General features: G+C 43.6%; 14 protein-coding genes. 10 read left to right on the top strand and 4 right to left on the bottom strand.

The features are described from left to right. Window positions 1-17 precede the first annotated feature (17 nt). The 3 genes from IX91_RS17595 (at window position 18) to IX91_RS17605 (ending at window position 2127) form a co-directional block, all read left to right on the top strand. Window positions 18-932, top strand: coding sequence for a DMT family transporter (locus IX91_RS17595; RefSeq protein WP_004749053.1), 915 nt, complete (start codon window positions 18-20; stop codon window positions 930-932). A 98-nt stretch (window positions 933-1030) separates the two neighbouring features. Further along, on the top strand, window positions 1031-1276 hold the full coding sequence (locus tag IX91_RS17600) for a hypothetical protein (protein ID WP_004748552.1): 246 nt from the start codon (window positions 1031-1033) through the stop codon (window positions 1274-1276). A 107-nt stretch (window positions 1277-1383) separates the two neighbouring features. Continuing rightward, window positions 1384-2127 carry a substrate-binding periplasmic protein gene (locus IX91_RS17605; RefSeq protein WP_050809774.1) on the top strand — a complete coding sequence of 248 codons (744 nt, stop codon included), beginning with the start codon at window positions 1384-1386 and terminating at the stop codon, window positions 2125-2127. Window positions 2128-2156: 29 nt separating this feature from the next. Here IX91_RS17605 and IX91_RS17610 read toward each other — a convergent pair whose 3' ends face one another. From IX91_RS17610 to IX91_RS17620, 3 genes are all read right to left on the bottom strand, one after another. After that, window positions 2157-2705 carry an MSHA operon transcriptional regulator gene (locus IX91_RS17610; RefSeq protein WP_004748554.1) on the bottom strand — a complete coding sequence of 183 codons (549 nt, stop codon included), beginning with the start codon at window positions 2703-2705 and terminating at the stop codon, window positions 2157-2159. A 285-nt stretch (window positions 2706-2990) separates the two neighbouring features. Further along, complete coding sequence (locus IX91_RS17615) at window positions 2991-3590, bottom strand: hypothetical protein (RefSeq protein ID WP_004748555.1); 600 nt, start codon at window positions 3588-3590, stop codon at window positions 2991-2993. Window positions 3591-3716: 126 nt separating this feature from the next. Next, entirely contained in the window at window positions 3717-4010 is a 294-nt protein-coding gene (locus IX91_RS17620; RefSeq protein WP_004748556.1) for a YfcZ/YiiS family protein, read from the bottom strand. 484 nt (window positions 4011-4494) lie between these two features. On the opposite strand from IX91_RS17620, the gene IX91_RS17625 reads away from it, so the two are divergent. Next, entirely contained in the window at window positions 4495-4956 is a 462-nt protein-coding gene (locus tag IX91_RS17625; protein WP_004748557.1) for a TetR/AcrR family transcriptional regulator, read from the top strand. Window positions 4957-5017: 61 nt separating this feature from the next. Here the strand turns inward: IX91_RS17625 and IX91_RS17630 are convergent, their stop codons facing one another. Then, complete coding sequence (locus IX91_RS17630; protein WP_004748558.1) at window positions 5018-6574, bottom strand: methyl-accepting chemotaxis protein; 1557 nt, start codon at window positions 6572-6574, stop codon at window positions 5018-5020. Window positions 6575-6799: 225 nt separating this feature from the next. Here IX91_RS17630 and IX91_RS17635 point away from each other — a divergent pair, with 225 nt between their 5' ends. The 6 genes from IX91_RS17635 to IX91_RS17660 are packed head-to-tail and all read left to right on the top strand — an operon-like array spanning window position 6800 to window position 13359. Then, the gene (locus IX91_RS17635) at window positions 6800-7714 is read left to right on the top strand and encodes a protoglobin domain-containing protein (protein ID WP_004748559.1); all 915 of its coding nucleotides are present in this window, start codon (window positions 6800-6802) and stop codon (window positions 7712-7714) included. A gap of 19 nt (window positions 7715-7733) precedes the next feature. Next, entirely contained in the window at window positions 7734-8093 is a 360-nt protein-coding gene (locus IX91_RS17640; RefSeq protein ID WP_004748561.1) for an STAS domain-containing protein, read from the top strand. Further along, window positions 8086-8508, top strand: coding sequence for an anti-sigma regulatory factor (locus IX91_RS17645; protein WP_004748562.1), 423 nt, complete (start codon window positions 8086-8088; stop codon window positions 8506-8508). The genes IX91_RS17640 and IX91_RS17645 overlap by 8 nt, the downstream gene beginning before the upstream one ends. A 1-nt stretch (window position 8509) precedes the next feature. Continuing rightward, a complete protein-coding gene (locus tag IX91_RS17650) occupies window positions 8510-9094 on the top strand; it encodes a SpoIIE family protein phosphatase (RefSeq protein ID WP_004748563.1) in 585 nt (194 codons plus the stop codon). Beyond that, entirely contained in the window at window positions 9087-12236 is a 3150-nt protein-coding gene (locus tag IX91_RS17655) for a hybrid sensor histidine kinase/response regulator (protein ID WP_038197025.1), read from the top strand. The genes IX91_RS17650 and IX91_RS17655 overlap by 8 nt, the downstream gene beginning before the upstream one ends. Beyond that, the gene (locus IX91_RS17660; RefSeq protein ID WP_004748565.1) at window positions 12229-13359 is read left to right on the top strand and encodes a response regulator; all 1131 of its coding nucleotides are present in this window, start codon (window positions 12229-12231) and stop codon (window positions 13357-13359) included. The genes IX91_RS17655 and IX91_RS17660 overlap by 8 nt, the downstream gene beginning before the upstream one ends. The last annotated feature ends 3 nt before the right edge of the window (window positions 13360-13362 follow it).

Here is a 13362-nt window from a genome sequence, read left to right on the forward strand (position 1 = left end):
GATCCAGAGGAAAGTTCATGTTAGTGCGGCTCATCCCATTTGTGTTTGTAGTTCTTTGGGCTTCAGGTTTTGTTGGTGCAAGGTTTGGGCTTCAGTATGCCGAGCCTGCGACATTGCTTTCTTTACGCATGGTGTTGAATGTCACCTTGTTCGCGGTTTTGATTGTGTTCTTACGCCGCCGATTGCCAACAGGTAAAGCTTTGCTGCATTGCGCAGTGGTTGGGGTACTTATTCATGGTTTCTATCTTGGTGGCACCTACCTTGCCATTGACCTAGGCATGCCAGCAGGGTTGAGTTCATTGCTGGTTGGCCTACAGCCGATATTGACAGCGGTGATATTAGTTTCTTTCGTAGGACAGTCATTTAAAGCCTCTCAATGGATGGGATTAGCGCTTGGCTTTATCGGGATAAGTCTAGTCTTGATGGGTAAAGTAGATTGGCAATCTGAAACGCATAAGACAGCAGCGATCATCCTTTGTTTGATCTCTTTGGTTGGTATCACTGTTGGTACTCTGTATCAGAAAAAGTTCTGCCAAGGCGTCGATATGGTGGGCAGTGCGGCGGTTCAGTATTTTGCGGCGAGCCTGTTGTTTATCCCCTATGCGGCGAATTTTGAATCCATGCAGGTCGATTGGAGTTTACCGTTTATTCTTACCATGATTTGGCTAGTGGTGGTGCTGTCATGTGTTGCGATTCTGCTACTGCTTTATATGGTTGAGCATGGGGCGGCATCCAGTGTGGCTTCCGTCTTTTACCTAGTGCCGCCAACAACTGCTGTTCAAGCTTGGTTGATGTTTGGTGAGTCTTTTGATGGCCTTGGTGTGCTTGGTTTTGCCTTTGCTGCTCTCGCGGTGTATTTGGTTGCCAAAGCGCCGGAGTTTAGATTGTTTAAGCGCAGAAAAGATAAAATCACTAATCCACACACTTTGTAGGTATTGGCAAATTTGGCTAAAGATCTATAATCCTGCTCCTTATTGATGTTTGAGCTTTTTGTGTGAAAGAAAGTAGAAAACCAGATCGAGTAGCCGCAATGAAAGGCATTATTGAGCAGGTAAAAAACACCTTACCTCTTTATGCGCCAGAAACGTTTGTCTGTGGCACCAAGGGTAATTGCGTCGGTTGTCCAAAGAAGTTGTTAGAAATGGTCGACTCTGAGCTGAGCTATTGGGAGTCGGCGATAGATAGAGGTATCACTCCGCATTTCGATGAGATTCGTCGATTTGGCAAAATGTGCTCAAGTGTTAAGCGCGGCTTAAGTCGAAACGGTCTAATTTAATTGAATCTCCCCCTTTAGAACTGGTCATCTCTAGACTAACTTTAGTATTAGATGGCATTTAGGGGGAGAACATTGTGATTCACAACATCTCTGTTTACTACTTGCTTATGGCGCTTGCTGTTTGGTTGTTGTCTCCAAGCGTGCTGAGCAAGGACAACGATCTGCGAGAAGTCTCGTTTTATACCGAGGCTTACCCGCCTGCCAATTTCCTCAAAGATGATAAGATTACTGGCTACTCTGTCGAGATTCTGATGGAGGCGAGCGCCTTAGTTGGTGAGCCTGTTACCCAATCTCAGATGACATTGCAGCCATGGGCGAGATCTTACCGTACAGTACTTACCCATGCGAACTCGATTCTATTTTCAACGACTCGTTCTGAGCATCGTGAAAAGCTATTTCAGTGGGTTGGGCCAATCGTCGATATTAAAGTCGTTGTTCTTGCCAGGAAAGACTCAAACATCAAGATTAACGATGCACTAGATATGGCGAAATACCGTATTGGAGTGATTCGAGATGATATCGGTGAGCAAAGCTTACTAGAACTTGGTATTCCGAGAAACTCTATGCAAGAGGCCTCTTACGTCACCGTCTTGGCTGAACAGTTAATGAAAAAGCGTATCGATTTGCTTGTCTATGCAGACCGTGCTGCTTATTGGTGGTCGCGTCAAGCGGGGGTAGACCCTAGCATATTTGAAGTTGTATATGTCGTTAAGGAAGGGGACTTGTACTTTGCCGTTAATCGCAATACTGACAAGACGATCGTCAACAAGCTTCAGAAAGGCTTAGATCTGCTTAAGGAGAAAGATGCTTCAGGGCATAGCCGTTATCAAGCTATTTTGGACAAATACTGAAAAGGACAGCGTTAGCTGCCCTGATTAGCTTAGACTTTGGCTTTTTTGACAAAATATGGGTTGTCGAACTTTTTAGGGTTTCCTAATTCAGAAACCACCAACTTGTTCCATAACTGAAGATCAAACTCACCTTTCTCAATCGAAGGGTAGAGTGTCTCTGCTTCTTCAAGAGCGAAGCGGATGAACTGTTTCTTCTTGATCTGATTATACTTACGTGCCACACGATTATGCTTTGAAATCCACTCTTGTTTAAACGCAATCAAGCCTGGTTCTGCTTCTTCTAGTGGTAAACGCGATAAGTAAATACGCTTGTATGATACCTTACGATCCATCATGGTTCGCATTGCAGTTTGAATGTACTTACCATGGTTGGTAATCGAGATATCGTTATTATCGAAAAGTTGGACACTCCAACCCGACGGAAAAAAGTTAGGTTTTCGGTACTGCTTGTTCCTAACTTCGATTGCTTGGTGCATGACAAGATCAGAAGTGCCGTTGAACGTCTGCTGCCATTTGCCTATTCGGATCTGTATAGCCGTTGGCAATCGATAAATATTGGTGAATTTATCTTGTTCCATATTAGGTACACTATTATACGTCTATGAATATGAAGACGGGAAAAAGGCGAACACGTGGAGCGCCTTAGACATTGCTTGTTTTTTATTCTGCCACAGTGTAATGACTAGAGCGTGTGCAATCTAGTGGATTGAGTCAATTATAAGTCAGAAATGTGGCGGCTTACTTTAGCGTTAGATTATACATGATAACGACTGGCTGTGCGATATGTGTGCGATAACAGTTGTATCATTTCATTTCGCTTTACTTCTATAGTTTAAACAATACCCGGTAAGGTGTATCTACTACTATGGGGCTACTGCGCCGCCTAGGGTTAAGTTTGTCGGCCATTTCGAAATACGGTTACCACCCAGAAAGATATTGCCTTTGACCGTCATGGTGTCGGGAAACTCGGTAATCTTTGACCCGCCGATATAAAGATTGCCATCAACGGTCATTCCCTCAGGGAGTGTTTCAAGCGGGGTGCGTATCACGCTGAGATCCCCTTTTACACGTAATCTTGGCGGTAAAGAGGTGAGGGGAGTGTCTGTTAGATTAATATAGCCGCCGACTTTGACGCCAGAAGGCCATCTTGTGATTTTGGAGCCAAGCAGGTTGGCATAACCTTTAATGGTTACCCCTTTATCTATCTTACTTAGGCTGCAGTTGGTCGCGGTCAGGCTACCTTGAATATCGACGCCTTTGGGAATTCGCTTAATCGAGGTTTTAGCAATGTTTAGGTTACCTTTGATCACCAAACCACTGGGCAGTTCGGTATAGGGTTTATTACGCAAATCCAAGTTACCATAATTGTCTAGGTGGTTAAGAATGCGAAACTGATCTAAAGCAACAGCATGGGTATTCAGAGAAAATATGACTAACAAGATTGAAAACAGAATACGCAGCATAGTCGAACGAGTTTGAAAGAGTGATACCTAATATTAAGTCTAGGCTTAAATAGTGCAACGATATTGGCCCCTAGAAACAAAAAAACGGGCTGAATAGCCCGTTTTAGATAAAAATCAAATAGTTGATTATCGTGCTAAAGAGCGAGTTTTCAGTTCAAAGATAAGCTTTTCAGCACTCACTTCAAACTTAAAACGAGCTGTTAGCTCAGTCGACTCTTCAGTGATTGGAGATACTTCAAATTCAACAGCCGCACAAACTTGCTTGGCTAACTCAACATACTTATCCAGTTCTGCTTGTAGTAGCGTTTGACCCGCTGCAAAGATAGTTACTTCAGCAACATCATCACCTTCTTTAATGATGAAACCCATTTCGCCTGCACAGCCACATGCTTCGCATACTTGTTCTGGTTCGGTGCTCATCTCAAATCAATCCTCTTACAAATAATAGGGCTATATTAACCAGTAATTAGATCTGAATCCATAAAAAGGACTCTGCTAACTTTCGATAAAATAACAGTATGATCTATTGTTTGCTGAAATTTTGCGCAACTATAAACACGGCGAATTGGTTTGCCCTAAGTGTGATTTAGATCAATAAATTACGAAAATTCATGTCATTCTCATGTCAGAATGCTATTCAGTTAGTTGTAAGCACCAACAAATTGTAAGATTATCGGTCGCTCAATATTATATAAACAAAAAGATAACGTCCTTTGATTTCATAAATATCGTCAATGGTTATTTGTGGAAAATTAGCTTGCATCACACAACAATTAGATAAGCCGTATGGTTTAATTGTGGTTTGGTCTTTTACGTTGAGTCATGACGTACGATACTAAAACGGAAGTTAGTGACATTGGACGTCAATAATTAAAGACGGATATACAGAGAGAAGAGCCTAAACATGCCAAAGCGTAGTAAAGAAGATACTGAGATCACCATCCAGAAGATAATGGATGCGGTAGTAGACCAACTATTACGACTCGGTTACGACAAGATGTCGTATACGACACTAAGCCAACAGACAGGCGTATCAAGAACAGGTATTAGTCACCATTTTCCGAAGAAAACCGACTTCACTGCTGCACTGGACGGTCGCATTTTTAAAATGTTTGTCGAGCACGTTGATTTCGAAAATGGACTGGACGCATTTTCATCTAGCTGGGTTGCTGCGCTAGATAACGAAGAGTTTCGTGCGATCCTACGTCTATTATTCCACCACATTGTAACTTCTCAAAGCACACACGAGTTTGCCAGCAATGGTATCGAGCGTCTTTACAAGGTATGTGAAGAGAAGCTTGGTGAGGGTAGTGCGAAAGAACTTGAGTGGCTAATTGGTCGTTCATTGATTCGAATGGCGCAATAGCCAAAAATAAAAGCCTTCTTCGGAAGGCTTTTTTGATCTTATTGGAGCCTATTATCGGTGGCTATAGCTTTCTGAACTGGGCAACGAGCTTACCTTGCGAACCTAAGTTGTCGACCAGGCCTTCACATTCATCTTTCGTGTCACTTGCCAACACATTCGTCGCGGCACACACATCGCTGATTGACTGGACGCTAGAGTTCATTTCATCTGTCACTCTCGCCATCTCTTCAATCGCAGTCGCAATTTGATTGTTTCGATCTGAAATATCAGTGACTTGATGAAGTAGGGCGTCCAGTTTATCTCCAGAGGTATTAGCGCAGTCGACACAAATATCTGAAAGCTGATTACCTTCATTCATGGCTTGAACTGCCTTTTCAGTGCTGGCTTGAATGAGTTTGATGATGTTCTGGATCTCTTCTGTTGATTCATGGCTTCGCTGCGCTAATTGACGAACCTCATCTGCCACAACGGCAAAGCCTCGACCTTGTTCGCCAGCGCGTGCCGCTTCAATTGCTGCATTGAGGGCTAATAAGTTGGTTTGCTCTGCGACACCTTGAATGATAACCAGAACTTCGCCGATAGTTCGACCATGTTCTACCAGCTGTTGAATAACCTCAGAAGCAACGCCTAGTTGTTTGGACAGTTCAGTGATGGAATCTATCGTTTGCGTAACTGAAGCTCTACCTTCGTTCGCCGCGGTTCCTGCTTGCTCTGTAACGTCGGAAGCGCTTTGGGCATTTTGGGCGATTTCGTTAGCCGTAGAGTGCATTTCGTTAATGGCGGCCGCCACTTGCTCGGTTTCTGACGTTTGGCCAACGAGGTTCTCGGCTGTTGTCTCACAGTTTTGTGCTGAAGAGCTCGCAGCTTTAGATATCTGCTGGTTGGAGTCTTGAATACGTCCAACAATAGAGTTGATTTCCGATTGACGCATCTTAAATGCAAGCTGAATCTCTGAAATATCATCAACACGTTTGTTGTACACCAGTTCCATTAAAGGGTTGTCGAATACTTTCCGGGCTTGGGCCGAGAGATCTTCTAAACGCCTTGTCTGCGCATAAGCAGTGATCGCACCCAACACGAAAAATGACCAGATTGCTGCCAACGGAGAATACGCAGCGATAAAACTGGCCAGAAGGGCTATCAGCAGCATAACGCCTGACATACGTTGCCATAATCGTGTACGTGGAAGCTGGAGCTGTAAAGGCGTTTTACCTTGATTAAGTTGTGCGTATATCTTCTCGGCGTTTTTTACATGTTTACGGTTGGGAGCCAAACGGACGGATTGGTACTCAACAGTTTTACCATTCTCTTTAATTGGTGAAGCAAACGCATCGACCCAATAGTGGTCACCATTTTTGCAGCGATTTTTAACCAACCCCATCCAAGAGTTACCTTGCTTTAGAAAGCCCCACATATTCTCAAATGCCGCGGGTGGCATGTCAGGATGTCGAACAATATTGTGCGGTTGACCCACTAGCTCTTCTAATGTGTAACCTGCAACCTCACAAAAATCTTGACTAGCATAGGTAATATGACTGCTGGTTTTTGTTATCGATAACAAATTGTATTCAGGTGGATACGTTACTTCCTTTTGAGTTACAGGTTGGTTCACGCGCATAAATGTCCCCTATTACTTCCAGTTCTTAAACGATTTTTGTTGTCCGAGTTTTATTCAGTATAAGAAACAAACTAATACTTGACCTAACTAGTAAGGATTAATTTTGTTTTTGATTATTTTGTTATTTGTCAGGGTGATAATGTGAACTAAGCTTAATTGCATAACGGACTTTTAAAACTTTGGTTTAGGACTGAGGAGCTCGGCCCTTAATACTAGGAGGCAAAGATGTCACACAGCGTATCAGTTGGTACATATACAAGTGCATCAAGCTTGCTTGAGCTACATGATCTTAGTGAAGCAGATTTGGCCTTAATCAGGAAGTTTGGTGACTTAATGCTGCCTAAGCTCCATGAGTATGTCGGGCATTTTTATTCTTGGTTGGAAAATCAACCTGAATACCAACAGTTTTTTGCTGATGATAAGAAGCTTAAACGAGTGCAAAATGCACAAATTGAATACTGGAGCACCTTTTTTAAAGCAAAGGTAGATGATGAATACATAAAGCAGCGTCGAGCGGTCGGTGAAGTTCATGCAAGAGTCGGGTTATCCTTACCGACATACTTCGCTGGTATGAATATCTCCATGGTCATTTTCACTAAAAGGATGTACGACGGAAGTTTATATAGTGACGAGTACAGTTCACTTGTTACAGCATTTACGAAACTGCTCCATTTAGATACTACGATCGTGGTTGATACCTATTCACGCTTGATTAATCGCCGTATCGCTGAACAGAGCGAAGCGCTTTTGGCTATGTCTACTCCGGTGACCATGGTGTGGCAAGATATTTTGATGTTGCCCATTGTGGGCATTATCGATTCTAAACGCGCGCAAGACATCATGTCAGCAGTGCTTAACAAAATATCTGAACACCGCGCCAAAATATTTATCATGGATATTTCTGGCGTTGCTGTCGTCGATACTGCTGTTGCCAATCACTTTATTAAGATAACTAAAGCCACCAAATTGATGGGCTGTGATTGTTTAGTGTCGGGCGTTTCCCCTTCCATTGCTCAAACCATGGTTCAGCTTGGAATCAACGTCGGTGAAGTCCAAACCAACGCGACCTTAAGAGATGCATTAGAAAATGCTTTTGAAATGATGGGGTTAAATGTACAGGCACTAAAAGCACTCTCTTAGTGCGAGGCTTAGCATAATCATGAAGAAGTCCATTTCCATAAGTCAGTTACAGAACGTGCTAGTCGCGACAATTCAAGTCGATTTGAGCGATGAGGTCTTAGACGATTTTCGCCTTCACTTATTAGAGAAAGTCGGAAGCCATTCGATCAGTGGCGTGCTGATTGACTTATCAGAAGTGAAAACGTTAGACAGAGCCGATTTCGATAAGCTGTTTACCATTGTAAAAACGGTACAAGTTATGGGTAGGCGATGTCTGTTTGTTGGTATACGGCCGGGGATTGCAATGGCATTGGTCAACATAGGCTATCAAACTGAGCAACTGCCTTGTGTTCAGAGTATTGATGATGGTTTGCATCTAGTAGGAGGTGCAGGTGATTGATTCTAGTGCACCCGAGAAAGTGATAGAAACACATCATGTTAACTCAGAGTCTGATGTTATGAGCGTTGTCATGGCGGTGTACACCATAGCTCAGCAGCTTGGGTACAGTGCGCCAATTGTCAGTGAGCTAGCGACGTCTGTCTCCGAACTTGCTACCAATATTGTCAAATATGCAGGTGAAGGTGAGGTATCGATCCATCATGTTGAAACTTCGCTAAATATTGGATTGAAAGTTATCGCATCAGATTCAGGAGGAGGGATAAGCGACTTAACAAGTGCGTTGAAAGACAACTATTCGACGGGGCAATCGCTCGGGCTTGGACTTCCTGGTGTAGTGAGAATGATGGATGATTTTGATATTCAGTCATCACCTGAGCAAGGAACTGTTGTGACCATTACTAAGTGGAAGAGCTAGTATGGGTTTTCAATACAGCGTTAAGTGTGTCCCATATCGAGATGAACCGGAAGCAGGAGATGGCTTCCATATCTGTAAGCTAGAAAACGGGTTGTTGGTGACCATTATTGATGTTTTAGGACATGGAGAGAAAGCCGCCCAACTGGCGCGACAGATTGAGACGTTTCTTGATGATATAGGTAGTGCTGATATTGATTGGACGATGCGCCAAGCTCATGAGTTCCTTACAGGAACTATAGGCGCAGCAATGACGATGGTCTTTTTCGATTCAATCAAGTTAAAAGGTTATGGCTTAGGTGTTGGAAATACTCTCATTCGGCATCTTGGAGACAAAGGAACGAGTTTTCATGCTCAAGCGGGCATTGTTGGCGAGACACTTCCCAATCTTAGGCATTTTGAATTTGAGTTTTCTGACGATTCCACTTTTCTCTTGACGACTGATGGGGTCAAAGAGAACATTTCTCAGTCTGAGTTAGAGCACGCCAATGGCAAAGCGGTAGATTACATCTCCTCTTACTTTATTGAGTCGTTCAGCAAACCGTTTGATGATGCGACTGTTATTGTTGTGAGGTTCTCTCATGACTAATCAATATCACCTAACCGTTACCAATAGTGACGTTTCTAGAATTACCTTGCGAAGGAAAATCGCATCTATATTGGATGTCATTGGATACCAACATTTTGAACGCGACCAACTGCTAATGCTTAGCAGTGAAATTCCAAGATATCTCTATACGCTGACAAACAAAGTTGAATTGATGGCGGCAGTGGATGATGAGTTACTGATGTTTGAATGGCGCTGCCCTGAACTTACAACAGTTATTCCCCATCTAGCGATTCCAATACTGGATGTTCAGATTTCTAAACAGAGTTTAATCTGGCGAATCCGGTTAGGGGCAACGCTTACTGCCCCGCAACATACAGCCATCGCAAACATACTTGGAGAAAAGTCAAGGGATGAGTTGCTGGATGAGTTGCAGCAAAAAAACCTTGCCTTAGCTGAACACCAACAAGGTTTAGAAGCTGAAATTGAGCGTCGAACTAAAGATCTGAAAGCCTCTGAGGCCTTGTCGAGTACCATTATTGATGGGGCACCATCGAGCGTTGTTATTATTGATGCGCACCAGAAAATTGTCATGTGGAATAAGACCGCACAGGAGACTTATGGCTTTACTTCGCAGGAAGTCTCGGGCAAGAATTTATGTGCGTTGCTTAAAATCGATTTGCCAAAAGATCTAGAACAAATTTTGAGTGGAGAGCTTTCTATTGACGATCAAGAAAAGGTCAGCGGCGGGTTCTTTGAAGTCGAAACGTTCACTAAAGATGGGAGAATGATTCCGATAGATCTGGGGATTAGCATTTTCTGGTTTGATGACCAATGTTGTGCCGCTATGTTTCTGCGTGATGTGACCTCAAGGAAGGTAGTCGAAGAAGAGCTCATGGTAGCACGGGCGAAAGCAGAGGAAGCCGTTGAAGTAAAATCTATGTTCTTAGCCAATATGAGCCACGAAATTCGCACGCCTATGAACGCGATCATTGGTATGTCTCACCTTGCGTTAAAAACAGACCTTTCACCCAAACAACACGACTATTTGTCTAAGATCCACAACTCAGCTTCTCTATTGCTCGGTATCATCAACGATATTCTCGACTTCAGCAAAATAGAAGCTGGTAAACTCACCATCGAAGAGATCGACTTTTATCTCGATGATGTTCTACACAATGTTTCTATGGTTACGGGTCAAAAAGCGTTTGAAAAAGGCCTAGAGCTTCTATTTAAAGTCTCAAAAGATGTCCCTAAAGTGATCAAAGGTGACCCGCTTCGTTTGGGACAAATTATCATCAACTTGGTGAACAACGCGGTTAAGTTTACAGAGCAGGGCGAGATAGCGGTGACGGTCAATGTTCGCCCTGAGTCGGACGGTGAGATTTACTTGTGCTTAGACGTTCAGGATACCGGTATTGGAATGTCAAAGGAGCAAGCTGACAAACTATTCAATGCATTTACTCAGGCTGATGGTTCCACGACACGGCGTTATGGGGGAACGGGCTTGGGACTATCAATCTGCAGAAGACTGGTTGAACTGATGGGCGGAGAAATCCGAGTTGATAGCACGCTAAATCAAGGCAGCTGTTTTTCATTTTGCGTCCTAGTTGGATTTGAAGAAGCCAATCAAGATAAATGTTTGGTGGTTCCAGATACGCTGCAATCTGTCAAAGCGCTAGCCGTAGATGATAATGAACATGCGCTGCTCATTATGGAAGACTTACTGGATGTCTTACCGCAAAAACCAAGTTTGGTCGACAGTGGAGAAAAAGCACTGCAAGAGCTTAAGCGAGCTTCAGAACAGGGGACCCCGTACAATCTAGTGTTTATGGATTGGAAGATGCCTGAAATGAGTGGTATTGAGGCAACCAAATTGATCCGCCAACAAATCAAACCGCAGCATCAACCGAAAATGGTCATTGTTACCGCCTACGATAAAGACGACATTTCCAATGAGCTAGACGATTTAGATATTGCTGGGTTCCTCGCGAAACCGATAGGACAGTCATTTCTTTTTGACTTATTGATGGATTTGTTTGCCCCAAATGGTCCGTTGTCGAACTCACGTCATAAATCGAAGGCAGAAAAAGACGGCAGTATGTTTAATTGCTTGAACGCGCTGCTCGTCGAAGACAATGAGATCAATCAGCAAATAGCGGTTGAGCTGATGGAAGACAAAGCGATGCATGTGACGGTGGCCAATAACGGCTTAGAAGCACTACAGATATTAGAGAAGAACCATGAGGACTTCGACATTATCTTTATGGATTTGCAAATGCCTGTTATGGATGGTTATGAGGCTAGCCGCCGAATTCGATCGAACAAGTTGTATGACGCCATTCCGTTGGTCGCTATGACGGCGCATGCGATGATTGAAGAGAGAGAGAGGTGCTTAAGTTTGGGTATGAATGAGCATGTATCTAAACCGATTGATCCCGATGCCCTTTACTCGACCATAAAGCGTTGTTGCATCGATAAGTTGGACATGAATAGCGCTAGAGAACAGTTTGCTGTATCGGAGCAAGAGAATGAGAGTGTTGTTGATACTAGCTACTCGATTCATGACATTGCGTTGCTTGACGCTAAAAGTGGGTTAATGCGTGTTGCAGGTAACGAAGTGCTCTATCAAAGATTGCTCTCTCAGCTTGTTGATAAGGAACATGACTTCTGCAAGCGTCTAAACATATCGCTTGAGAAACAAGATTATCCCCACGCGAAACTGCTAGTACATACGCTTAAAGGTTCTGCTGGGAATCTAGGGGCAACCCGATTGTCTGATATCGCCGCACGATTAGAGTCACAATTGGGTGAAGAAGGGGCCAATCAAGAGTTTGAAAACTTAATTGAGGAACTCGAAGCACATTTAGAGCCGTTTTTTATGGCAGTTTGCAAAGGGCTAGGCCGACCTTATCCCGCTGAAGTTAAAGAGAGTTTAGATGACGAGAGTGTCGCGCTGATAGCTCGGCTCGATATGTTACTTAATGAATTTGACTCAAGTGCTATCGACTTTCTTGACGAGCACTACATACGACTCAATACTTTACTAGAGTCGGAGAACTTCGAAGCCTGCTGTCGGAACATTCACGATTGTGATTTTCTAGCGGCAAGTCAGGCGTTGAGAAAGGCGATCAGTATCTATCCATTAGATATTGATAAAGTGTTTGGAGAGTCAAGTGGCTGATTCGGTATCGAGTGTGCTTGTTGTCGACGACAACGCAGAAAATCGGGTGTTATTAAGCAGCCTGCTTAAGCCGCATCACAAAGTCATTGTGGCTACGAGTGGTCAGCAAGCTTTGACTATCTGCGAAAATCAATCCCCTGACATTGTCCTGTTAGATATCATGATGCCTGAAATGGATGGTTATGAAGTCTGTGAGAAACTCAAAGCCAATCCTAATACCCAGCACATTCCAGTTATCTTTCTCACCGCTAAAACTCAGATTGAAGATGAGCAACGTGGCTTTGAAGTTGGAGCGGTCGATTATATCCTGAAGCCGATCAGCCCACCGACCTTGCTATCACGTATCAATACTCACCTTAAGCTACGTTTCACGATGGAAGAGCTGTCTGAGCAGAACGAAAGCTTGGAACAACGGGTGAAAAAACGCACCCGAGAGTTAGAAATGCTGCAAGACGCGACAATAGGCGCGATGGCATCATTGGCAGAAACTCGCGACAACGAAACTGGGAATCATATTCGTCGCACACAAAACTACGTCAAGCTTCTTGCAGAAGAACTCCTGCTGAATGGTCACTACACTGAAGAGTTGAACCCAAGCTCGATAGAACTGCTCTACAAGTCAGCGCCTCTGCATGACATTGGCAAAGTCGGCATTCCTGATAGTGTGTTACTGAAACCAGGTAAATTAACCGATGAAGAGTTTCATTTGATGAAATTCCACACCACACTCGGTAGGGCAGTGCTGTTGACGGTTGAGGACTCCATAGACTTTAAGTGTGATTTCCTACAAACAGCAAAAGAAATAGCCTATAGCCACCAAGAAAAATGGGATGGTAGTGGCTATCCTGAAGGTTTGTCAGGCTATGATATTCCTTTGAGTGCGCGGCTTATGGCGGTTGCTGATGTCTATGATGCGCTAATTTCAGAGCGCGTATATAAACCGGCTTTTTCCCATGAGAAAGCGGTAGGAATTATTGCTGACGGCTCAGGTAGCCACTTCGAACCCTTGATGGTCGATACCTTCTTAGCAATAGAAGAAAAATTTAGAGAGATTGCGTCAACGTTTCGCGATGAAGGATTTGACGAGGACTCATTTAATCAAAAAGCGAGTGGTGAAGAGTAACTT

This window comes from Vibrio tubiashii ATCC 19109 (assembly GCF_000772105.1).
Taxonomy (GTDB): domain Bacteria; phylum Pseudomonadota; class Gammaproteobacteria; order Enterobacterales; family Vibrionaceae; genus Vibrio; species Vibrio tubiashii.